The organism is Streptococcus sp. 79 (assembly GCF_013277425.1).
In the GTDB taxonomy this organism is placed as follows: Bacteria; Bacillota; Bacilli; order Lactobacillales; family Streptococcaceae; genus Streptococcus; species Streptococcus pseudopneumoniae.
On sequence record NZ_VMMW01000003.1, the window covers coordinates 1 to 22,371 of the forward strand.

Annotated in this window: 23 protein-coding genes and 1 pseudogene; 23 read left to right on the forward strand and 1 reads right to left on the reverse strand. The window is 36.1% G+C overall.

All coding sequences use genetic code 11. The features are described 5' to 3' along the window. The 10 genes and pseudogenes from HT729_RS01090 to argH all read left to right on the forward strand — a co-directional run. A partial coding sequence (locus HT729_RS01090; protein ID WP_172931568.1) for a hypothetical protein occupies positions 1-535 on the forward strand: 535 nt, incomplete at its 5' end. After that, positions 522-1,328 (forward strand): hypothetical protein, encoded by an 807-nt coding sequence (locus HT729_RS01095; protein ID WP_000713604.1) that lies wholly within the window; start codon positions 522-524, stop codon positions 1,326-1,328. The genes HT729_RS01090 and HT729_RS01095, both read left to right, overlap by 14 nt. Positions 1,329-1,341: 13 nt before the next feature. Continuing rightward, a complete protein-coding gene (locus HT729_RS01100; protein WP_012972615.1) occupies positions 1,342-1,989 on the forward strand; it encodes an ABC transporter ATP-binding protein in 648 nt (215 codons plus the stop codon). 296 nt (positions 1,990-2,285) lie between these two features. Continuing rightward, positions 2,286-2,873: pseudogene (locus tag HT729_RS01105) on the forward strand (hypothetical protein). A 292-nt stretch (positions 2,874-3,165) separates the two neighbouring features. After that, entirely contained in the window at positions 3,166-3,450 is a 285-nt protein-coding gene (locus HT729_RS01110) for a lactococcin 972 family bacteriocin (RefSeq protein ID WP_001230167.1), read from the forward strand. 54 nt (positions 3,451-3,504) lie between these two features. Next, entirely contained in the window at positions 3,505-5,613 is a 2,109-nt protein-coding gene (locus tag HT729_RS01115) for a bacteriocin-associated integral membrane family protein (RefSeq protein WP_172925844.1), read from the forward strand. Further along, positions 5,610-6,251, forward strand: coding sequence for an ABC transporter ATP-binding protein (locus tag HT729_RS01120; RefSeq protein WP_050285167.1), 642 nt, complete (start codon positions 5,610-5,612; stop codon positions 6,249-6,251). The genes HT729_RS01115 and HT729_RS01120 overlap by 4 nt, the downstream gene beginning before the upstream one ends. A 206-nt stretch (positions 6,252-6,457) precedes the next feature. Further along, positions 6,458-7,264, forward strand: a complete 807-nt coding sequence (locus HT729_RS01125; protein ID WP_050223629.1) for an ABC transporter substrate-binding protein — start codon at positions 6,458-6,460, stop codon at positions 7,262-7,264. 16 nt (positions 7,265-7,280) lie between these two features. Next, entirely contained in the window at positions 7,281-8,477 is a 1,197-nt protein-coding gene (locus tag HT729_RS01130) for an argininosuccinate synthase (protein ID WP_172925842.1), read from the forward strand. A 28-nt stretch (positions 8,478-8,505) separates the two neighbouring features. Next, positions 8,506-9,900 (forward strand): argininosuccinate lyase, encoded by a 1,395-nt coding sequence (argH, locus tag HT729_RS01135; RefSeq protein ID WP_172931569.1) that lies wholly within the window; start codon positions 8,506-8,508, stop codon positions 9,898-9,900. A 285-nt stretch (positions 9,901-10,185) separates the two neighbouring features. On the opposite strand, the gene HT729_RS01140 is transcribed toward argH, so the two are convergent. Next, complete coding sequence (locus tag HT729_RS01140; protein WP_172925840.1) at positions 10,186-11,049, reverse strand: helix-turn-helix transcriptional regulator; 864 nt, start codon at positions 11,047-11,049, stop codon at positions 10,186-10,188. 156 nt (positions 11,050-11,205) lie between these two features. On the opposite strand from HT729_RS01140, the gene HT729_RS01145 reads away from it, so the two are divergent. From HT729_RS01145 to mnmG, 13 genes are all read left to right on the forward strand, one after another. Continuing rightward, a complete protein-coding gene (locus HT729_RS01145; RefSeq protein ID WP_172931570.1) occupies positions 11,206-11,937 on the forward strand; it encodes a hypothetical protein in 732 nt (243 codons plus the stop codon). A gap of 153 nt (positions 11,938-12,090) precedes the next feature. Continuing rightward, positions 12,091-12,303, forward strand: coding sequence for a hypothetical protein (locus tag HT729_RS01150; protein ID WP_000989849.1), 213 nt, complete (start codon positions 12,091-12,093; stop codon positions 12,301-12,303). A gap of 373 nt (positions 12,304-12,676) precedes the next feature. Then, positions 12,677-12,802, forward strand: a complete 126-nt coding sequence (locus HT729_RS12320) for a hypothetical protein (protein ID WP_000201419.1) — start codon at positions 12,677-12,679, stop codon at positions 12,800-12,802. Beyond that, positions 12,783-13,028 carry a hypothetical protein gene (locus HT729_RS01155; protein ID WP_000513492.1) on the forward strand — a complete coding sequence of 82 codons (246 nt, stop codon included), beginning with the start codon at positions 12,783-12,785 and terminating at the stop codon, positions 13,026-13,028. The genes HT729_RS12320 and HT729_RS01155 overlap by 20 nt, the downstream gene beginning before the upstream one ends. A gap of 156 nt (positions 13,029-13,184) precedes the next feature. Further along, positions 13,185-14,243, forward strand: a complete 1,059-nt coding sequence (locus tag HT729_RS01160; RefSeq protein WP_172925838.1) for a hypothetical protein — start codon at positions 13,185-13,187, stop codon at positions 14,241-14,243. 313 nt (positions 14,244-14,556) lie between these two features. After that, positions 14,557-15,534, forward strand: coding sequence for a hypothetical protein (locus tag HT729_RS01165; RefSeq protein WP_050078538.1), 978 nt, complete (start codon positions 14,557-14,559; stop codon positions 15,532-15,534). Positions 15,535-15,910: 376 nt separating this feature from the next. Next, positions 15,911-16,285: an SPH_0224 family bacteriocin-like peptide gene (locus HT729_RS01170; protein WP_172925837.1), complete on the forward strand. Its 375-nt coding sequence runs from the start codon at positions 15,911-15,913 to the stop codon at positions 16,283-16,285. Positions 16,286-16,292: 7 nt separating this feature from the next. Further along, positions 16,293-16,481, forward strand: a complete 189-nt coding sequence (locus HT729_RS01175; RefSeq protein ID WP_016397257.1) for a hypothetical protein — start codon at positions 16,293-16,295, stop codon at positions 16,479-16,481. Positions 16,482-16,607: 126 nt separating this feature from the next. After that, positions 16,608-17,336, forward strand: coding sequence for a hypothetical protein (locus tag HT729_RS01180; protein ID WP_172925836.1), 729 nt, complete (start codon positions 16,608-16,610; stop codon positions 17,334-17,336). Between the two features lie 144 nt (positions 17,337-17,480). Next, a complete protein-coding gene (locus HT729_RS01185; protein WP_023941044.1) occupies positions 17,481-17,783 on the forward strand; it encodes a hypothetical protein in 303 nt (100 codons plus the stop codon). Between the two features lie 650 nt (positions 17,784-18,433). Next, the gene (gene mnmA / locus HT729_RS01190; protein ID WP_172925835.1) at positions 18,434-19,555 is read left to right on the forward strand and encodes a tRNA 2-thiouridine(34) synthase MnmA; all 1,122 of its coding nucleotides are present in this window, start codon (positions 18,434-18,436) and stop codon (positions 19,553-19,555) included. Positions 19,556-19,695: 140 nt separating this feature from the next. Beyond that, positions 19,696-20,151, forward strand: a complete 456-nt coding sequence (locus tag HT729_RS01195) for an NUDIX hydrolase (RefSeq protein ID WP_172925834.1) — start codon at positions 19,696-19,698, stop codon at positions 20,149-20,151. A gap of 9 nt (positions 20,152-20,160) precedes the next feature. Beyond that, entirely contained in the window at positions 20,161-22,074 is a 1,914-nt protein-coding gene (gene mnmG, locus HT729_RS01200; RefSeq protein ID WP_172931571.1) for a tRNA uridine-5-carboxymethylaminomethyl(34) synthesis enzyme MnmG, read from the forward strand. The last annotated feature ends 297 nt before the right edge of the window (positions 22,075-22,371 follow it).

A 22,371-nucleotide genomic window follows, 5' to 3' on the forward strand; every position in this document is an offset into this window, starting at 1 on the left:
TGATAAAGTCGGGATTATATCAAGGATGGGATATAAACAGTATTTTAATTCTATTTTTATAATCAATGGATTCATATCATTTACAACATTTATTTTTGGAATGTTATTATTCTTGATAATGTCAATTTTATTTTTTAATAGAAGTATAAATATGGATGCTTATTATGCAATAACAAAAGTTTCTATTTATGAATCAGCAGTGAGGACATCTCCGTTATTTTATGTAGTAATAATCATTTTACATTGTTCCTTTGTTGGCGTTGCATATAGTAGTGTTGGATTGGCGATGTCATATTTTATTAAGAGCAAATTTGTTGCATGGTTATCCCCATTTATTTTAACGACAATAGGATCATTGTTTGCGATGTTTTTAGGTCTTACTAAAATTGAACCAATGGCAATTTTTGATGTTTCAAGAGTAAAAGGAATAAGCATAATATTTGTTTTTGTATATTTGATACTTGTAGTAGTAATATCATATTGGATGTCGTATAAAAAATTTAAAAGGGATATAGAAACTGATGAAGAAATTTAAAGAATTAAAAAATAAAGAAGATTTTTATATAGGTTTTATATATTTATTAGTGGCTTTTGCTATATTAGCAAATTTTAGTCAGCTGATAGTATTGAAATATAAATTTGGGAATTTTCATTTTGGTGAGCTGATTCTTATCATGTTTAATGATTCCTATACTGGATATTTCACATTTCCGTTTTTATTAGCTTTCATAATGATGCTACAAAGCCCAGTTGAACAAAATATATTTTTTGTACTAAGTAGGTATTCAAGTAGAAATGATTTTTATAGAAATAAGCATTTCAAAATTTTGAAAAGTGTGATTTATTATGTGGTTAGTATTTGTATATTTTCCACTATAGTAGGAATAGGAGATTCTAACTTTGGCATCGGCATTTCAACAGCCACAAAAAAATTTTCAGAAACGTATTTATTTGGAAATTTTGAAACGAATATCGTAATTTATGAGATAGGGAAGATAATAATTTTACAAGGATTGTTGCTATATTTCTTTTCCCTGCTCCATGCACTTTTAACACAGTTTAGAATATCACAATCGTTAGTATTTGTTATCTATACGGGCACTTTGATTGTAATGGCGGGTTCAACATTGGGCTTGTTAGGAGAACATCTGAGACCATTTTCATTGTTTTCTATTTCCGGTTCAGTATATGGTTACGGTATAAATTTCATTGGTAGATGTGGGATATTGGTATTTGTTGATGCAATGTTAGTTCTATTAAATTTTAAAATATTTGAAAATAAAGATATTACATTACCTAAAGGAAGTAAGCAGTATCAAGATGAGTAAGGAGTTGAAACGTATGGATTGTATAAAAGTAGATCATCTTTCAAAAACATTTGGGAAAAAGTGTGTTATAGATGATGTTAGTTATGTTTTTGAATCAGGTAAAATATATGGAATTATAGGAACCAATGGATGCGGGAAAAGTGTATTATTTAAAATGCTTTCAGGACTAATGAAACCTACTACGGGTAAGATTACAGTTGGAAGTGTAATTGTTGGTGAAAATGGCTCTATGCCACTTGATGTAGGCTTACTTATTGAACATCCAGGATTTTTGTCTAGTCTAACTGCATTAGAGAATTTAGAGCAATTAGCTACAATCAAAAATAAAATTACTAAGAAAGAGATTGAGGAAGTATTGAATAAGGTAGATTTATATCAGGATAAAGATGTAAGAGTAAAAAATTATTCATTAGGTATGTTACAAAGGTTAGGGATTGCCCAAGCATTGATGGAAAATCCTAAGATTTTACTCCTAGATGAACCATTTAATAGTATGGACTATGAAGGTGTAGAAGAACTTAGAAAAATAATTAAGAGTTATGCTCGAAAGAATCATATTACTATGTTGGTCACATCTCACAATAAAGAGGATATTGAAGTATTATCTGATATTGTTCTTGAATTGAAAAATGGTAAATTAGTTGAGATATCTAACTTTTAGTAATGGTAGGTGGCTAACTTTATTATAGACCTTCCCGAAATCATAACGCATGATGTACTCCTTTTTGTGAAAAAAGTTAACAAATAATAAAATCTTAGCAAAAATATTGTATAATAGTAATATAGAAAGTAAGGGAGAAAACTAAAATAAGTTTAAGTAGTACTATGATGTAGCTAGAAAAGAAAGAATTCTAGCTTGATACAATATTACCAGTCTTATTTAAAGTTGTTATGGAACTATTTTCAAAATAGATAGGCCTCTTCTTTAGGCAGAAGCGTGAATCAGGAGGTTAAGTGATGAACTACAATTTAAAATATCTTTTATCAGGAATATTTGTCCTAGCCTTTATAGGTTTCCTAGTCTGGATGCGTTATTTTAATCAGAAGAAGGAATAAGAGCATTCGGATGTGTCTTTTGAAGCGAGGTTAGATAGTGAGGTCAAGGACTTATATAAACAACTAGGATTGGGTGAGGAGCCTCATTATTTCTTAGCGTATCGCTACCTACATTCTTGGTTTGATTTGGCGATTTTACCACCAACAGTTGAAATTTTCTTAACTAAAATAGCGCTGGTGATGGTAACTCCAGATGAACTACTGATAAGAAATCTTGGGAATGGGATGACTTTCACAAGTGAGCATCATCGTGATTTGCGGCAAGGACTTATCCGCATTCCAAAATCAGAGATGAAAGAATTTGAGATTCGTAACTGGAAAAAATTTTTTGTATTTGGCGATTTTTTGACAATTAAAACAAGCCAACATAGCTATTATTTACAGGTTAGAGATGATGGACTTCAAAAAGGAAGTCTTTCTACCAAACATTTCTCCGACTTGAAACGACAAGATTTTCTCGGATTATTAACAGATAAACGGACATTCTGATAGATAATTGCCCTAGTTGTTTATTGTAAACTTTACAAATTTGGCTTGTAATTTTTTTATAAAATTCACTTCAATTACTTGACAGTTATTATATTTTCGCTTATAATATAGATAAAAGGATGGGATAGGAGTTTAAAAATTTGAAAACGCTATCCATGTTGTTTATTGGGCTGATTCTTGAGTAATAGTTAGAGTGTGCTTAATACTACTCTGGTTGTTCAAAGACCTGATACAGAAGAGAACTATTCTCCTAGTTAAGAGTAAGTTCGTTGTTTAAAAATGAAATGAGATAGTGAGAAAATTAGTTAAAATTGGTGTTGCATCTTTAATGGTATGTAGTATACTTGCTTCTACAAGTGTTTTGGCAGTATGGGTTGATGGTGGTCAATGGAACTATGGAGTAGGATGGTCAGGAAATTTTGGTTATTCTGATTATTTACATTCTACTCGCTCTCATACAGCAACTGTTAAAGATGGAAATAAATTCTCTAAGGATCGTGCAGAAGCTGAGGCATGGGCTCGGGCTTCAATCTTCAAATTCCCACCAACGGGAATGGAATATTTCTATGGATTTTAATTAAAATTCTCCCTCCCCTTTTGGAGAGGGAGTTTCTTTACGGGAGGTATCTCTATGAAAAAAATCAGTCATCTTTGTATGCTCCTGCTCTTGCTGTGTACTACGTTTTTTGTCCTGAATGTAAATGTTACACGAGAAATAGTGCGGATTCAGGAGATGGGCAAGACAATTTATTCATTTGACTTGTACTTGAAAGATGTCACTAAACCGACAGAAACGATTCTCCAGTTTTTTGAAGAGGTTGCAAGCCAAGACAAGGTCTCTATTATCAAAGTAGATAATGGCGATGAGGTCGTCAAGGCTGGTGTTTTTGATAAGGAAACCTTCCCCTATCAGGAGTTCGGTCTGACTTCTCTTGATTTTTCAAAGAATGAGAAGGGAGTCTACAGTAACCAGAACCTTCCCAATAATCTAGGAACCATTCCCACCTTTTTAAAGGTGAAACTCATTCGACTCCAGACCTTCCAATCTTATATTGAGGATAAATCCCATACTGTAAATGGACGCTACATGATTACCTCCAGCAAAGAGATAGATCGTGATACCATTCTACAAAAGTGGAGTGATTTTTTCCAGATAGATAAGACGATTTTATTAGAACCCACTTACCGAAGTCAGGTTGGAGTGCTAAATCAAGATTTGTTACTATCTATCATTATCTTTATCTTGGCAATCTTGCTTGTGATTTTAATGACAGTTTATCAGCCGATGATGGAGATGAAACGAGTGGGGGTTCAAAAGTTACTTGGTTTTCAAAGCAGGGCGATTTTAGCTGGTTTTGTAAAGACTAATTTTTATCTTCTCTTGGGTGGAAGTCTTGTCATTGACTTGGGACTATTTTTAGTGCTGGACTACAGGCCAAAACTTTTGTTTCCAAGTTTACTCTTATCCCAATTTCTGCTTTTACAGTTGTATTTGTTCATCAGTTGGCTGACCTACCTGATGATTCAGAAAATGACAGTCAGTTCCATGTTGAAAGGTTTTTCATCTGTCAAACTTGGTCTCATCTTTAATTATGTGATGAAAATAGGGACAACTATTTTACTGACGGCCTTACTGATTGGGGTAGGCAAAAGTCTAGAACAAGAAAATAAAGAACTTGCTTATCAGCAACAGTGGGTAAGCCAAGGCAATTACCTGACCTTAGAAACCTTCAAACTCAATGATAACCTGTGGCAAGAAGAGCTAGCAGGTTCAGGGAAATCTACAGATTATTTCTACCAATTTTATCAAGATTTGCTAGCAAAAATACAAGTAAACTATGTGCGAAGTGCGAGTCTTTCTATCAAACCAGTCATCAAAGCAGAACAAGTGCAGCAGTACCAACTGCCTGATAAGGTAGATGTTTACTATGCAAATAGCAATTTTCTAAAGAGCAAGGGATTCAAGTTACCAGATACCGGCACTAAAAAGGTGATTTTGTTGCCAATCAGTGACAAAGGACAAGAAGGCAAGAATCAGTTCTTGGGAAAATCCATCGCCTATCTTTCTATGAGGTATGAAGATCAGCAAAAGCAAACAATAGAAGATATGGATGTAGAAATTGCCTACTATGAAGGAGATTGGTCTTTCTTCCCTTATAATAATGAGCGAAAGGAAAATCTCCACAATCCAATCATTAGTCTGGTAAATGATCAAGACATGATGTGGGAAGAAAAGACTCACTTGTCAACGACAGGTTTAAACAACCCGATGAAAATTGAAAATACAGAACAAAATCAAAAAGTGATTACAGAGTTAGTCGATAACTTATCTGATGGTAGCTATTTAAAATTTTCATCGATTCAAGCAATTCAAGAGGGGATAGTTGATACCTATCGGGATTCTGTTCGTAATTTTAACGTTCTTTTTGCCTTATTTGCTCTTCTCAGTATGATTGTCTCCTACTTTTTACTCGTTATTACTTTCTTGTTGAAGCGCAGGGATATCATTACCAAGAAGTTTATGGGGTGGAAACTGGTCGATTGCTACCGTCCTCTCCTCGTTCTGCTCTTGCTGGGCTATAGTCTCCCTCTTCTAGTCTTGATTTTCTTTGCCCATGCGCTCCTGCCACTTCTACTGTTTGCAGGTTTTACATGTTTGGATATACTATTTGTGCTAGCCTTGGCTTCTAGGATGGAGAAAAGAAGTCTAGTAGAATTATTGAAAGGGGGCATCTTATGATTGAGTTGAAAAATATTACCAAAACCATTGGGGGAAAAGTGATTTTGGATAACTTGTCTCTCAGGATTGATCAGGGAGATTTGGTAGCTATTGTTGGCAAGAGTGGTAGTGGTAAGTCAACCTTGTTAAATTTATTAGGTTTGATAGATGGTGATTATAGCGGACGGTATGAGATTTTTGGTCAGACAAATCTAGCGGTCAATTCTGCCAAGTCACAAACAATAATCCGTGAACATATCTCTTATCTATTTCAAAATTTTGCCCTGATTGATGATGAAACGGTCGAGTACAATCTCATGCTGGCGCTGAAATATGTGAAATTGTCTAAGAAAGACAAACTCAAAAAGGTGGAAGAGATTTTAGAGAGAGTAGGTTTGTCAGCTACTTTGCACCAAAAGGTCTCCGAGTTGTCTGGTGGCGAACAACAACGAATTGCAGTTGCTAGAGCCATCTTAAAACCCAGTCAGCTGATTTTAGCCGATGAACCAACAGGTTCGCTGGATCCTGAAAATAGAGATTTGGTCTTGAAGTTTCTCTTAGAGATGAATCGCGAGGGGAAAACAGTTATTATTGTGACCCACGATGCTTATGTAGCCCAACAATGTCATCGTATCATTGAATTGGGCGAGGGAAAATGAGTTCATTCAGCTTCATTTGACTGACTGAATACTCATGTTTTTCAGAGAGAAATAGCATAAATACGCCTAGGAATGACATTTTTATGTAATTTTCCTAGGTTTTTCTGTTTTAAATTGAAAAAAATTACAATTTAGGCTTGACAAAGGATGAAGATAGGTGTATTATTTATACAAACAAAAGGAATAAACATAAAGGAGGCTTTGTTATGAATAAGATGAAGAAGGTGTTGATGACGATGTTTGGTTTAGTGATGCTCCCCCTACTATTTGCTTGTAGTAACAATCAATCGGCTGGAATTGAAGCCATCAAGTCCAAAGGAAAATTGGTTGTAGCCCTCAATCCAGATTTTGCTCCATTTGAATACCAAAAAGTAGTTGATGGGAAAAATCAGATTGTGGGTTCAGATATCGAATTAGCCAAGGCTATCGCAACAGAACTAGGTGTCGAATTGGAACTATCTCCCATGAGTTTTGACAATGTACTGGCTAGTGTTCAATCAGGTAAAGCTGACCTTGCCATATCTGGTGTTTCTAAGACAGATGAGCGGAGCAAGGTGTTTGATTTTTCAATTCCCTACTATACTGCAAAAAATAAACTCATTGTCAAAAAATCTGACTTGGCCACTTATCAGTCTGTAAACGACTTGGCGCAGAAAAAGGTCGGAGCACAGAAAGGTTCGATTCAAGAGACGATGGCGAAAGATTTGCTACAAAATTCATCCCTCGTATCTCTGCCTAAAAATGGGAATTTAATCACAGATTTAAAATCAGGGCAAGTGGATGCCGTCATCTTTGAAGAACCAGTTGCCAAGGGATTTGTGGAAAATAATCCTGATTTAGCAATCGCAGACCTCAATTTTGAAAAAGAGCAAGATGATTCCTACGCGGTAGCCATGAAAAAAGATAGCAAGGAATTGAAAGAGGCAGTCGATAAAACCATTCAAAAGTTGAAGGAGTCTGGAGAATTAGACAAACTCATTGAGGATGCCTTTAAAGCGTCCATTGAAAAATAGAAAGAAGGAAAAGAACATGAGTAAAGAAAAAGTAATTTTGGCCTATTCTGGCGGTTTGGACACATCAGTTGCTATTACCTGGCTAAAGAAAGACTATGATGTTGTTGCAGTTTGTATGGATGTGGGTGAGGGGAAAGACTTGGATTTCATCCATGATAAGGCTCTCAAGGTTGGGGCAGTCGAATCTTATGTCATTGATGTTAAGGACGAATTTGCTACAGATTATGTGCTAGTAGCTCTCCAGTCGCATGCCTACTATGAACAAAAGTACCCCTTGGTATCTGCCTTGAGCCGCCCTCTTATTTCTAAAAAATTGGTTGAAATCGCGCATCAGACAGGAGCGACTACAATTGCTCATGGTTGTACAGGTAAGGGGAATGACCAAGTGCGTTTTGAAGTATCGATTGCAGCCTTGGATCCCAATTTAAAAGTGATTGCGCCAGTTCGTGAATGGAAATGGTCTCGGGAGGAAGAAATTCATTATGCCAAGGAAAATGGAGTACCTGTTCCTGCTGACCTTGACAATCCCTACTCTGTCGACCAAAACCTTTGGGGACGTGCCAATGAGTGTGGTATTTTGGAAAATCCATGGAATCAGGCTCCAGAAGAAGCCTTTGATATTACATTTTCTCCAGAGCAAGCTCCAGATATGCCAGAATACATTGAAATTGAGTTTAGTGAAGGTGTCCCAGTTTCCCTCAATGGAGAAGGGTTAAAATTGGCAGATTTGATTCAAAAACTCAACGAAATAGCTGGGAAACATGGGATCGGACGGATTGATCACGTGGAAAATCGTTTGGTTGGGATTAAATCAAGAGAAATCTATGAGTGTCCAGGTGCAGTGACCTTGCTGACAGCTCATAAGGAAATTGAGGACTTGACGCTTGTGAGAGAAGTGGCTCATTTTAAACCAATTATAGAAAATGAATTATCAAATCTCATTTATAATGCTTTGTGGTTTAGTCCAGCTACACAAGCCTTGATTGCTTATATTAAAGAGACTCAAAAAGTTGTCAATGGGACTGCAAAAGTTAAACTCTATAAGGGGAGCGCTCAGGTCGTGGCTCGAAAATCACCAAATTCACTTTACGATGAAAATTTGGCGACGTATACTAGTGCGGATACCTTTGACCAAGATGCGGCTATTGGCTTTATTAAGTTGTGGGGACTTCCAACCAAGGTTCATTCTGAGGTTCAAAAAAGCGCCAAATAGGACGATTGGATAGAGAGGTGGATGTGATATGGCTAAGAATATAAAATTATGGGGTGGTCGCTTTGAAGGTACTGTCGAAGACTGGGTAGAGCGCTTTGGTGCGAGTATATCTTTTGACCAGAAATTAGCTAAATTTGATGTGATTGGTTCCTTAGCCCACGTTCAGATGTTGGGTCAGACGGGCATTTTGAGTTTGAAGGAATCAGAAAAGATTCAAGAAGGCTTGAAAGAGCTTTTAGAAGAGCTAGAGGCAGGCCAACTTGTCTTTGATATCGCAAACGAAGATATTCATATGAATATGGAAGTGTTGCTGACAGAAAAAATTGGTCCCCTTGCAGGGAAACTACATACGGCTCGTTCTAGAAATGACCAAGTTGCGACAGATATGCACTTATATCTCAAGGAACAACTAGGCCATGTCCTAGATAAACTGACTCATCTCAAGGGTGTTTTATTAGACTTGGCGGAAAATCATGTGGAGACAATCATGCCGGGCTATACCCATCTGCAACATGCCCAACCGATTAGTTTTGCCCACCACCTGATGGCTTACTACAATATGTTTCAAAGAGACAGTGAACGTTTTGGATTTAACCAGAAGCATACAGACCTATGCCCTCTAGGTGCGGCAGCTTTGGCAGGGACGACTTTCCCCATTGATTGCCAATTGTCTAGCGATTTGTTAGAGTTTAAGCAACCTTATACAAATTCTTTGGATGCTGTTAGTGATCGCGATTTTATCTTAGAATTTCTATCCAATGCCAGCATACTCATGATGCACATGAGCCGTTTTTGTGAAGAAATGATCAATTGGTGTAGTTTTGAGTACCAATTCATTACCTTGTCAGATACGTTTACAACAGGTTCCTCTATTATGCCCCAAAAGAAAAATCCAGAGATGGCTGAGTTGATTCGAGGAAAGACTGGTAGAGTTTATGGACATTTGTTTGGACTATTGACAGTCATGAAGTCCTTGCCCTTAGCTTATAATAAGGATCTGCAAGAGGATAAGGAAGGAATGTTTGACACGGTCGAAACGATTTTAAATTCTTTGGATGTGTTGGCAGGTATGTTATCTAGCTTGCAGGTAAACAAGGAAAAAATGCAAGAGTCGACAGAGAAGGACTTTTCAAATGCAACTGAGTTGGCAGATTATTTGGCAGGAAAAGGCTTGCCATTTAGAGAAGCTCATGAGGTTGTGGGAAGATTAGTGTTAGACTCTATCAAGTCTGCTAAAAATATTCAAGATTGGACTTTGGAGGAATTACAAACCTATCATTCCCTCATTGCCGAGGATATTTATGTCTACTTGCAACCTAAAACTGCTGTTCAAAGACGAAATTCCTTGGGAGGTACAGGGTTTGACCAAGTGAAATACCAAATTGCAGTCGCTAAGAAAGCGAATGAAGCTAAAAAGTGCTAGATTGATAGGTTCAGAATAAGAGGTTGGTCGATTGACAGCCTCTTTCTTGTCGTTAAAAAAGTGAGATATATTGACTTTTGAAAAAAATGTCATAATTGAGTTGGGATAAACGTAAAAGTCATACTTTCTCGTTAAATCGTTCGGCGATTCATGGTGACATGGACACGTAGTAGTAAGCAAACTATGTGGCTTGGCAGAGCTAAAAACTTCGGGATTAACAATGGCTGGTATTAAGAACTAACGAACAAATAATATGTAAAGAGTCGAGGAAATCCCTCGGCTTTTTTATCTTTCCTTCGCTTGGTAATAGATCTCTACTTCTTTTTCGAGATGAGACAGTATAGAAGTTTCCTCGGTTAGCTCCAGAAGGGAGAACCCTTTTTGGATAAGTTTAGCATTATCTGTACAAATCCCAATACGGACATAGCAGATAGCCAGCCTATCGTAGCTTTTCTTATTCTTGGCGTCCTCTAGTAAAGTGTAGCAGATTTGCTTACACATGTTTTTATCTTGAGTGTATAGATAGAGTGTGGAAAGGTTTAATAGAATTGTCATTCGCAAGTCATATAAATGTTGATAGTTTTTATAGACTTCTAGGCGTTGCAATATTTTTCCAGTGATGAGATGGAGGTATTCAATGGGAAAACTGAAAAGAATGGTATTGAGGATTTTTAGATCACTCTCATACCATGTATCTTGTTTTTCAATTTTTCTCCAAAGTTTTTTGACAACCTGTTCTGCGTGATCTGATAGTTCACCTGCCCCGTGTTGACGGATATAAATGACAACTTCAAGCATATCTCTGATTTCTTCTATAGGGAGATCGTGGTGGGTCTTGAGGTAGTCTTGGCATTTTTGAAATAAATTGACAAGATCGCTGATCCCGATAATGGAACGCATATTGAGATAGGTTTGCATAATCTCTGTGCGTTGACTTGGTTGATAAAGTTGACAGATATATTCAAATTCTTCAAAACTCATATTGATTTGACGGAGAAGAAATTCCATATTTTCATATTTTGGGGTTGTCTTGCCACTTTCGATTTTTGATAAGCTGGTTCTTGAGAGAACACCCCCACAGACCTCTTCTTGGGTCAGCCTCTTTGACTCACGTATTTCTTTATAGACCTTTCCGAAATCATAACGCATGATTTTCTCCTTTTCGTGAAAAAAGTTAACAAACAATAAAATTTTGTTAAAAATATTGTATCATAGCAATGTAAAAAGTAAAAAAGAAAGTCGAAATAAATTTGTGAAAAAGGTTGACATAGTTTAAAAATGGAACTAAAGATAAGATGAGGAAGAATGAGTAGTGTAGATAAGATTCGAAAAATACACCTCATCGTGTGTTGGCTGTATATATTTTTATCATTAAGGGCGCCGCTAATTAGCAGCACAGAGTATTTCTTGCTTCTTTTTTTAGCGTTTCTCTATTCGATAGTATCGCTCCCTATATATTCAGTGAAAAATAAAATAGTATCTATCTGTCTAGCCATAAATTCGATTCTGTTAATGAGTTTCCCGATTTTAATCAATAAATATTTCCCAGGAAAGGTTTCTACTTATATCGTATTAATCAGTATTTTTATCCTGGAGTTCTTAATCTTTAATATAATTGGTAAAGATTTTGATACTAGATTAGCTAGCGAGTATAAGAAAATCAGTCAGTTTAAAAGTAAGATGTCTCAATCTCCTTGGATAAAATATTTAGAGATTTCTAGTTTTATATTAACTATATTTCCATCTATTCTTTACGGTACAGTTGATAATCATGCACTAACTCTTATCTTTTTGATAAAAATTTGTGTAGATACCACGATAAAATTTTTATTCATCAGATTATTTGACACAAGTACTTTAATGAAGAGGAGAATATTTTTTCTTTTCGCATTGGATGTTATAGCTTACTTATTTTTAGGATATCTTTTAGTGATTCAAAAAGCAGGCTATTTGTTTTCGGTTTTACTTCTTTTTTCTAATTTTTCAGTTCCCTTTATCAGAGAAAAAGAGTATGAATTATTTAAAAATAAGAAATGAGATAGATATGGTAGCTTTATTAAAACTGAGAATAAAGTTTGGGAGATATTTTTATTTATTTTAGGTGTGTTGTTAATTGTAATTTCATTACTAAGTCCCCCAAAAATTAAATTTTGGAAATAGAGTTAGTGAGAAGGATAGGATAATAGTATTATGATGGTTGTTTTAATTTCAGTTATTGTTGCATTCCTGTACCATAAAATTACAGAGTATGTCAACAACAGGAAAATTGATATTGTTATTTTTCTATCATTGCTGATTTCTCATTTTATTTGGAATTACTATTTTTTACCAATTGAAATATTGATAGCAATCAGTGGAGCAAATTTATTATTAAGTTTTTTAAAAAAATTACAGATTAAATAATATTATTCCATATGACATATCAACTAGGTCATTAGATTTTATTGAAGATATAAATTAAAAACGAGGTTGGGAAAAAACTCAATTTGAAAGTGAAATTGAGTAAATCTTTCTATCTATATAACGTATATCATCAATATTTTTGAACACCTGATAATATGCATTTTTCTTATTTTAAAGATTTTTTGCCTTTCTTCATTTCTTGAATGAATTGGAGAGATGACTTTATTTAGGTGTTTGACATTACTATAGATAGGATTTAGCAGTACTAATATGAACTCATATTATAGGTGTAGACTTAAATTTTGGAAGCAAGCTAAAGGATATCTTATCTAGGTAACTAAGTGCTATAACAAGATATATTGGTGGAGTTAGTATGGCAACTATTACTAATGCTCTTAATATTGCGGCTACTGTTGCTGAAGTCTTCTCATTAGGAGGAGCCATTGCATATGGTTTAGATATCGTAGACGGTAAATTTGATGGGTATTTATGGGCGTAAAACTATAGCTATGAAACATTTTTTTGCAGGAATTGGTGAAATTCATTTTTTGTTATTTTTATTATATCTAAGCATGTCTGCTAGTCCAATTATTGGACTAGTGATTGGATATACTAAAATAAATCTAATAAATTCTATTATTATAGCTCTTGGTATGATATTGGCATTAATTTTGGTATTATCAAGAGTGTATAGAAAATATTTTTATAGAGACGATGATGACTAAAGTTTTTATCAATAATTTGGGCTCCTTGTCAACTGTAGTGGGTTGAAGAAAAGCTAACGTCTGGGGAAGGGTTTAAAGCTTTGCTTTATCAAATATTGACTTACAGAGTTGCTCTATTGTATTGATGTATTCTTAGTAAATAATATGGTGTTTTGAATGAAAGATGATCAGAAATATTTATTAGCGGGACTTTATTCGCTTCTAGTTGCAATATTTTATTTTCCATTGATTGATTCCAAGGGGATTTTTGTAAGTATATTGATGGCGGTTTTACTTTTATATTTAATATACTTCATTGGAACAGTCATTCATATTGTGATAATTAAGTTTATAAGAAAAAAATCTTTTAAGTATTTGGTTCTATATCCATTTACTTATGATGGGAGCTGGAGATTTCAACCTATAAACTTACTCTACTTTCCAGAAATGGTGAGAGATGTCATTCCGATTAATTTAGTTCAAGAATATTGCCAAGGACAACCTTACGGACTGTTAAAAAAGATGCTGAAAAGAATTCGATTGTCACGAGAGATATCTTTACTCCTGGCTACCATTATCGTCTATTTTTTTACGCATAGAATTCTACCTCTTTCAGTATTTACGTTCATATTTTCTTACATATTGCTATTTGCACAATCTTATTTGGGTGGTAATACCGCTTGGATTGGAAATAGAAGATTAATAATAGATGATGAATTTGAAAAAATCTTGCTTTTAAAAAGTTATATAAAAGAAATATCATCTGCACGATACTCAGAATACTTGACATGTGAATACAAAAACTTTACACCAATCATATTGTTAGCTATTTTTGAAAATTTGCTTGACTCCTACTTGCTTCAGAATCAGAGTGAGGTTGACTTAGATATTTTTTATAAAGTTTTACCTTTGCTTTATAAAGAAAAATATACTATGGGATTCAATTACTTTGTAAGTTTAAATTATTTACTATATAAGGTTGGATTTTTGGGAATCATTTACGATAATGAAGCATTAAGAGATTTGTCAAAACAATATTTAAACAAAAATATTTCGGAATTACAAGATGGTTCTTTCGAGGGCGGTATACAAGATGCTGTTGCCTCTAAACAAATAGTAGTTATAAATGAATTTATAGCTTGTTTAAATTCCAGATGCGTGCCATCCCAATATGATAGATTTTTTTATAAAGATAGACCTTATATTTTTTCCAGAAAGAGTCCTATTAAGGGGTGAAAATTTGTTACATTTGGATTAACAAGTGTCCTAGGGATTAGAAATAACTCTAGTATAGCTAGATATTTTTGAGTAACTAGAAATATCATTAGTCTACCCATATGATTGCCAGAAAAGATGGCTGATGAATCTTATTTATACTGTTGCAGTAGGCGTTGTCTAGGATAAATAAGCTATCTTGATGGGGGAGATTGGAATAATTTTAGTAGAAACATTAAAGGATTATGGACAAGTAGCGCAGGATTAGGTGATGCAATGTGCTAAGTTGGCTTGGTGTTAGCAGTAGTATTATTTAACAATGGAAAGTAGACTAATGAAAAATAAGCGTTATTTTTTTGACACAATTTTAATAATTTTACTGCTTATAAGCACGATATTTTGTGTCAGCCCAGTATTTATAAAATTGGACATCTTAGGAACTCCCTCTCATGCCATCTTAACCTTTGTATTGGCGATACCGTTATTCTATATTTTGTCTCAATGCTTACATACTTTGCTATTACTAGTTTCCTCAATCTTTTGTAAATTAAGACCAATTTATTTTTATTTTATATTTGTGATCATTATAGGAGCTAGGAAATACTATCGAATTCTCTTTCACCAACTAATGGGATTTAGTCCAGGAATAGCAGTGTTTTATAAGGAGAGTCAAACAACTAAGAATCTGTTTAAATTTTACTACTTCTTGTACTTTACAACACTAATTTCATACTATTTTTTCTTTACTTTTGTGTATGACAAACCGTTGCTTTTGCCTCTTATTTCATTTTCTATTATCATAGCATTAGTACAAAAACTTTATAGAATTGAGAATCAACAATTATTTCTGTTAAAATCAAAGGTACTAACAATACTGGAATCTAAGAAGAATTGTGAGTTTAATCTTCAGGATTATCATGAAATTTGGAAATTGCAATCAAAATCTGAGTTGCCATGCGTGGCTTTATCTTATATCAGTTTAATCAAGCCATATCTTTCAGAGAGTGTGCGTGAACAAATTGATTTATTAGAAGTTAAGCGATTTAAAAAAATAAATCATCCAATATCACTTTATGGTATGTTGGATGTTATAAAATTAAATCTATATTTACGGCATTATAATGAAAAAAATAAATATGAATCAATGTTAAATAAAATTTTAGAGGTAAGACCAGACTTTGTTTTAATCGAGCAGAATATTGATGATAGTTTAAATAGCTCGCAACCATTATCTTTATCTTTAGCCATTTCAGAAATCCAACTTTTGCTTGAAGTGTATATGGGGATCAAACATGTTTCAATTAGGAGATAAAACCAGAATAATATTTGCCATTATAGGGGCAAGTTGCATATTAGTCAGTATGTATCTTATACCTCTCATTAACACGGATAATAAATTTTGGGAAATACTTTTATTTATATTAGGTGTATTGCTAATTGGAATTGCGTTACTAAGTCAAAAAAAATAAATTTTGAAATAGTATTAGTGAGTTCGCAATCATTTATTGCTAGTGGTTTAGAACTGTTAAGTTTCAAACAATAATTGATTTTAAACCTTAGGTAACCTATAAAAACAAATAAGGTAGAGAAAGGATATCTTATCTAGGTAGCTAAGTGATAAAAACACAGTCGTCTATCACTTGTTAGGAAACTATCCTAACTATGCTTAATAAAAAAGGAGAAAATAAATGGAACTCGTATTACCAAATAATTATGTTGTTCTTGAGCAAGAAGAGATGATGTATCTTGATGGGGGATTTTCTATTCCGAGATGGCCTGTTGCAACAGCCATTAATATAGCTTTTAATGGTGTTTTAGGTGGAGGAGCAATCAGTCTAGTTAGAAATTATATTCGTAATTATGGTTTGCGGCGAGTTACAAGCGCAATTGCTGGAGCAGCTGCAAGATATGTTGGGGTACGAGTTGCAAATAGAGTGGCAGGATTTGCACTGTCTGCTATTAATGGATTTGCAGCTTGGATGTCAATTGGTGATGCCATCACAACAATTTGGGCAAATAATGATATTAATCGAAGAGATCCAAACTTAAACGCTTTATGGTAATTGTAAAATGGATATGAAAATTGAAAAAATTTTTGTTATTGTATTTTTAGCATTTCTACTCATTTCCTCTGTAACTTTTTTAGCATATGATCATGTTGGTGAGGAACTAAAGAAATTAATCATTATGATTAATTTAATATTTTTGCTTTTAACCATAGCAATGATAGTTTATGCAAAAATTTTTTTAAATCGATAACAAATATGATATAGCTGGAGTGATAGGAAGGGGAGTCTACTATATTAGAGACTGTTCTCTTAATGAAGGTTATAATATTAGTGGTAATTTTTATCCTTGGGACGGCTTCATATCGGAGACAGTAAGATGAGTAATGTAGATAAGATTCGAAAAATACACATCATCGTGTGTTGGGTGTATATATTTTTATCATTCAGGGCGATTATAAATGATACGGAGTATTTTTTGCTTATTTTTTTAGCTTTTATCTACTCAATAGTATCACTACCTCTATATTCTGTGAAAAATAAAATAGTATCTATCTGTCTAGCCATAAATTCGATTCTGTTAATGAGTTTCCCCATTTTAATCAATAAGTTTTTCCCAGAAAGTTTTTTGACTTATACCGTATTAATAAGTGTTTTTATTACAGAGTTGATAATTTTTCATTTAATTGGGAAAGATTTTGATATTAAATTGACTAACGAATATAAGAAAATTAGTCAGTTTAGAAGCAAGGTGTCTCAATCTCCTTGGATAAAATATTTAGAGATTTCTAGTTTTATATTAACTATATTTCCATCTATTCTTTATGCTACAGTTGATAATCATGTACTAACTCTTATCTTTTTGATAAAAATTTGTGTAGATACCACGATAAAATTTTTATTCATCAGATTATTTGACATAAGTACTTTAATGAAGAGGAGAATATTTTTTCTTTTCGCATTGGATGTTATAGCTTACTTATTTTTAGGATATCTTTTAGTGATTCAAAAAGCAGGCTATTTGTTTTCGGTTTTACTTCTTTTTTCTAATTTTTCAGTTCCATTTATCAAAGAAAAGGAATACGAATTATTTAAAAATAGCAAGTAATAGAAATATGGATTAAATCTTGGAACGGCTTAAAATCAGACATGATAAAGGAAAGCTATCTAGGTAACTAAGTACTATAAACACAGTCGACAATCACTTGTTAGGAAACTATCCTAACCATGATTAATAAAAAAGAGAATTTTGATGGAACTCGTATTACCAAACAACTATGTTACTATTGATGAAGAAGAGATGATGTATCTTGATGGTGAAGGGTGGCTTGCCTTGCTTTGTGGAGGTGTAGGTGGTGTCGCAAGCGGAATAGCAGGAGCTATAACTGGAGCGGCAGCTGGTGCAGCACTAGGGACAATAACCTTACCAGTTATTGGTACAGTTAGCTATGCATTCATTTTAGCTACTTGTGGTGCAGCAACAGGTTATATGTCAGGCTATATTACCGGCTATAATTTCGGTAGGATATTGGAAAGTAATTTAGGCTGGGACTAGTTATGAAAGATAAAAAAGTACAACTATTTGCGACTATAGTATTTATTATGAATCTATTATTAGCTATCGTGAGTTTATTTGATACTAGTATTTTTAAGCATGTTTTCCTTATAGTGAGCTATCTGGCAATCATGTTTGCCTTTCTTATCTATATTGTTGCTAAATACATTCAATCACGGAATAATGGAAGGTAAGTATAGGATATTTTATGTGCCTATTCAATCATGGGCATCTTTATCGACTACCATTTCATTTTCGGCTTAGAAAAGAAAGGACAAGGTTAAAACAATTTCTTCAATAAAGGAGTCAAGATTGGCTCCTTTCCTTGTCTTCTCTAACCAAGCATGTTATAATGAATACTGCTCAAGCGACCTTCAATCGTTAAAGCACACACGACCTTCAATCGTGAACTAGTCATTTCGTTTATCTTTTATTACGTCGTTAACTCGAAATGAGATGCAAGCTTAGCTTGTCTGATTTATAACCTCAATCAGTCTCCCAGACTGATTGAGCGAACTCAAGTTATGCCTGCGACTCGTTGCCTAGTCCTAAAAGCAAACGAAAAGACTATACTCGAAGAAATTCTATTGAAAGTCATAGTAAATAGAATTTTGAGGGGTATAAATAAACGAATAGATGGGAGACTTACCATGAGTGATAACTCTAAAACACGTGTTGTCGTGGGGATGAGTGGTGGTGTTGATTCGTCGGTGACGGCTCTTTTGCTCAAGGAGCAGGGCTACGATGTGATCGGTATTTTCATGAAGAACTGGGATGACACAGATGAAAACGGGGTCTGTACGGCGACCGAAGATTACAAGGATGTGGCTGCGGTGGCAGACCAGATCGGTATTCCCTATTACTCTGTCAATTTTGAAAAAGAGTACTGGGACCGCGTTTTTGAGTATTTCTTAGCGGAATACCGTGCAGGACGCACGCCAAATCCAGATGTTATGTGCAACAAGGAAATCAAGTTCAAGGCCTTTTTGGACTATGCCATGACCTTGGGGGCAGACTATGTAGCTACTGGGCATTATGCCCGTGTAGCGCGTGATAAGGATGGCATTGTTCACATGCTTCGTGGCGTGGACAATGGCAAGGATCAGACCTATTTCCTCAGCCAGCTTTCGCAAGAACAACTTCAAAAAACCATGTTTCCACTAGGACATTTGGAAAAGCCTGAAGTTCGCAGACTAGCAGAAGAAGCAGGACTTGCGACTGCTAAGAAGAAAGATTCGACAGGGATTTGTTTTATCGGAGAAAAGAACTTTAAAAACTTCCTTAGCAACTACCTACCAGCTCAGCCTGGTCGCATGATGACTGTGGATGGTCGCGATATGGGCGAGCATGCAGGTCTTATGTATTATACGATTGGTCAGCGTGGCGGGCTTGGTATCGGTGGACAACACGGCGGAGACAATGCTCCTTGGTTCGTTGTCGGAAAAGACCTAAGCAAGAATATTCTCTATGTCGGCCAAGGTTTCTACCATGATTCGCTCATGTCAACCAGCCTAGAAGCCAGTCAAGTCCACTTTACTCGTGAGATGCCAGAGGAATTTACGCTAGAATGCACAGCAAAATTCCGCTACCGTCAGCCTGATTCTAAGGTGACCGTCCATGTCAAAGGAGATAAGGCAGAGGTTATCTTTGCAGAACCGCAACGCGCGATTACACCAGGACAGGCAGTTGTTTTTTACGATGGCGAAGAGTGTCTAGGTGGTGGTTTGATTGACAATGCTTATCGAGATGGACAAGTTTGTCAGTACATTTAGATTGACAAATTTTCTTAATTTGCTACAATAATAAAAGCAATAGAAATGATGGTCAAAGCTCATGGATGTTGCAGGCTTTTTTGTCCTGCACTTCTTTGGAGTTTTGACTGTTTTTGTGTCGTTTAGAGGAAAGGACAAAAATGACTCAGCAAGACTTTCGGACAAAAGTAGGAAATACAGTTTTTGGTGTTCGGGCGACAGCCTTGATTGTCCAAAATCGCAAGCTTCTAGTTACCAAAGATAAGGGCAAGTATTATACTATTGGCGGTGCGATTCAAGTCAATGAAAGCACGGAAGACGCGGTAGTTCGTGAAGTGAGGGAAGAACTGGGTGTTAAAGCTCAAGCTGGGCAACTAGCTTTCGTGGTTGAAAATCGTTTTGAACAGGACGGTGTTTCCTATCACAATATCGAGTTTCATTATCTGGTGGATTTGCTTGAAGATGCCCCATTGACCATGCAGGAAGATGAGAAAAGGCAGCCCTGTGAGTGGATTGACTTTGATCAGCTCCAGAATATCCAGCTAGTTCCAGCCTTTCTAAAAACAGCCCTACCAGTTTGGGACGGCCAACTAAGACACATTCATCTTGAGAAATAGGAGAGAAATATGACATATAATTTTACTGAAGAATACGATATTATTGTAATTGGTGCGGGACACGCTGGGGTTGAGGCTTCCCTGGCTGCCAGCCGTATGGGTTGTAAGGTTTTGCTTGCGACTATCAACATTGAAATGCTGGCTTTCATGCCTTGTAACCCCTCTATCGGTGGTTCTGCCAAGGGGATTGTCGTGCGTGAAGTCGATGCCCTCGGTGGCGAGATGGCCAAGACCATTGACAAGACTTACATCCAGATGAAGATGCTTAACACAGGGAAGGGGCCAGCTGTCCGTGCCCTTCGTGCGCAGGCTGATAAGGAACTTTACTCTAAGGAAATGCGCAAGACGGTTGAAAATCAAGAAAATTTGACCCTTCGTCAGACCATGATTGATGAGATTTTGGTTGAAGATGGTAAGGTTGTCGGTGTCCGTACAGCTACCCACCAAGAGTATGCTGCCAAGGCTGTTATCGTGACGACAGGAACGGCCCTCCGTGGGGAAATTATCATTGGAGACCTCAAGTATTCATCAGGTCCTAACCACAGCTTGGCTTCTATTAACCTTGCTGACAATCTTAAGGAATTAGGACTCGAAATTGGTCGTTTCAAGACAGGAACACCTCCACGTGTCAAGGCTTCTTCTATCAACTACGATGTGACCGAGATTCAGCCAGGGGACGAAGCGCCTAATCACTTCTCATACACTTCACGTGATGAGGACTATGTCAAGGATCAAGTGCCATGCTGGTTGACCTACACCAATGGTACCAGTCATGAGATTATCCAAAACAACCTCCACCGTGCGCCTATGTTTACAGGTGTGGTCAAGGGAGTGGGACCTCGTTACTGTCCGTCGATTGAAGACAAGATTGTGCGCTTTGCGGATAAGGAACGCCACCAACTTTTCCTAGAGCCAGAAGGGCGCAATACAGAGGAAGTCTATGTCCAAGGACTTTCAACCAGTCTGCCTGAGGATGTCCAACGTGAGCTGGTTCATTCTATCAAAGGTTTGGAAAATGCAGAGATGATGCGAACAGGTTATGCCATCGAGTACGATATGGTCTTGCCACACCAGTTGCGTGCGACTCTGGAAACCAAGAAAATCTCCGGACTTTTCACTGCTGGTCAGACTAATGGAACGTCAGGTTATGAAGAGGCAGCAGGCCAAGGGATTATCGCTGGGATCAATGCGGCTCTGAAAATCCAAGGTAAACCTGAGTTGATTTTGAAGCGTAGTGACGGTTATATTGGGGTCATGATTGATGACTTGGTGACCAAGGGAACCATTGAACCCTATCGTCTCTTGACAAGTCGTGCTGAATATCGCCTCATTCTCCGCCATGACAATGCTGATATGCGTTTGACTGAGATGGGACGTGAGATTGGTCTTGTGGATGATGAACGCTGGGCTCGCTTTGAAATCAAGAAAAATCAATTTGAAAATGAGATGAAGCGCCTAGACAGCATCAAACTCAAGCCAGTCAAGGAAACCAATGCCAAGGTTGAGGAGATGGGCTTCAAGCCGTTGACCGATGCAGTGACAGCCAAGGAATTCCTTCGCCGTCCAGAAGTTTCTTACCAAGATGTGGTGGCCTTCATCGGACCAGCTGCTGAGGACTTGGATGACAAGATTATCGAATTGATTGAAACAGAAATCAAATACGAAGGCTATATTTCCAAAGCCATGGACCAGGTTGCTAAGATGAAACGCATGGAAGAAAAACGCATTCCAGCCAATATCGACTGGGATGATATTGATTCTATCGCGACAGAAGCTCGCCAGAAGTTCAAACTTATCAATCCAGAAACTATTGGTCAAGCCAGCCGTATTTCGGGAGTAAACCCAGCAGATATTTCTATTTTGATGGTGTATCTGGAAGGTAAAAATCGTAGTATTTCTAAAAATCTTCAAAAATCAAAATGATACGTCGTCGGCTTCTTACGAATGAGTTCAAAGCTTGGCTTTGATTCATCTCCAACCTCCCATAGTTCCCCGAACTATGGGAGCTAACTCAAGTTATGCATTTTCCTAGCCTTCTGGTCTGATTTTCATTGAGTTTTAATCTCAAAAGAAAGCATAGAGAAAAACAGCTCCGAAGACGGGGCTGTTTTGTTGACTTGTACTCAATGAAAATCAAAGAGCAAACTAGGAAGCTAGCCGTAGGTTGCTCAAAGTACTGCTTTGAGGTTGTAGATAGAACTGACGAAGTCAGCAACATAT

Bases quoted from the DNA above. Each gene is read 5' to 3' on its own strand.
- HT729_RS01195 (WP_172925834.1), top strand. From the start codon at position 19,696: ATGACTCAGCAAGACTTTCGGACAAAAGTAGGAAATACAGTTTTTGGT.
- HT729_RS01095 (WP_000713604.1), top strand. From the start codon at position 522: ATGAAGAAATTTAAAGAATTAAAAAATAAAGAAGATTTTTATATAGGT.
- HT729_RS01115 (WP_172925844.1), top strand. From the start codon at position 3,505: ATGAAAAAAATCAGTCATCTTTGTATGCTCCTGCTCTTGCTGTGTACT.
- HT729_RS01155 (WP_000513492.1), top strand. From the start codon at position 12,783: ATGGGTATTTATGGGCGTAAAACTATAGCTATGAAACATTTTTTTGCA.
- HT729_RS01100 (WP_012972615.1), top strand. From the start codon at position 1,342: ATGGATTGTATAAAAGTAGATCATCTTTCAAAAACATTTGGGAAAAAG.
- HT729_RS01145 (WP_172931570.1), top strand. From the start codon at position 11,206: ATGAGTAGTGTAGATAAGATTCGAAAAATACACCTCATCGTGTGTTGG.
- HT729_RS01140 (WP_172925840.1), bottom strand. From the start codon at position 11,049: ATGCGTTATGATTTCGGAAAGGTCTATAAAGAAATACGTGAGTCAAAG.
- HT729_RS01175 (WP_016397257.1), top strand. From the start codon at position 16,293: ATGGATATGAAAATTGAAAAAATTTTTGTTATTGTATTTTTAGCATTT.
- HT729_RS01180 (WP_172925836.1), top strand. From the start codon at position 16,608: ATGAGTAATGTAGATAAGATTCGAAAAATACACATCATCGTGTGTTGG.
- HT729_RS01165 (WP_050078538.1), top strand. From the start codon at position 14,557: ATGAAAAATAAGCGTTATTTTTTTGACACAATTTTAATAATTTTACTG.
- HT729_RS01125 (WP_050223629.1), top strand. From the start codon at position 6,458: ATGAATAAGATGAAGAAGGTGTTGATGACGATGTTTGGTTTAGTGATG.
- HT729_RS01150 (WP_000989849.1), top strand. From the start codon at position 12,091: ATGATGGTTGTTTTAATTTCAGTTATTGTTGCATTCCTGTACCATAAA.
- HT729_RS01120 (WP_050285167.1), top strand. From the start codon at position 5,610: ATGATTGAGTTGAAAAATATTACCAAAACCATTGGGGGAAAAGTGATT.
- HT729_RS12320 (WP_000201419.1), top strand. From the start codon at position 12,677: ATGGCAACTATTACTAATGCTCTTAATATTGCGGCTACTGTTGCTGAA.
- mnmA (WP_172925835.1), top strand. From the start codon at position 18,434: ATGAGTGATAACTCTAAAACACGTGTTGTCGTGGGGATGAGTGGTGGT.
- HT729_RS01160 (WP_172925838.1), top strand. From the start codon at position 13,185: ATGAAAGATGATCAGAAATATTTATTAGCGGGACTTTATTCGCTTCTA.
- HT729_RS01185 (WP_023941044.1), top strand. From the start codon at position 17,481: ATGGAACTCGTATTACCAAACAACTATGTTACTATTGATGAAGAAGAG.
- HT729_RS01130 (WP_172925842.1), top strand. From the start codon at position 7,281: ATGAGTAAAGAAAAAGTAATTTTGGCCTATTCTGGCGGTTTGGACACA.
- HT729_RS01170 (WP_172925837.1), top strand. From the start codon at position 15,911: ATGGAACTCGTATTACCAAATAATTATGTTGTTCTTGAGCAAGAAGAG.
- mnmG (WP_172931571.1), top strand. From the start codon at position 20,161: ATGACATATAATTTTACTGAAGAATACGATATTATTGTAATTGGTGCG.
- argH (WP_172931569.1), top strand. From the start codon at position 8,506: ATGGCTAAGAATATAAAATTATGGGGTGGTCGCTTTGAAGGTACTGTC.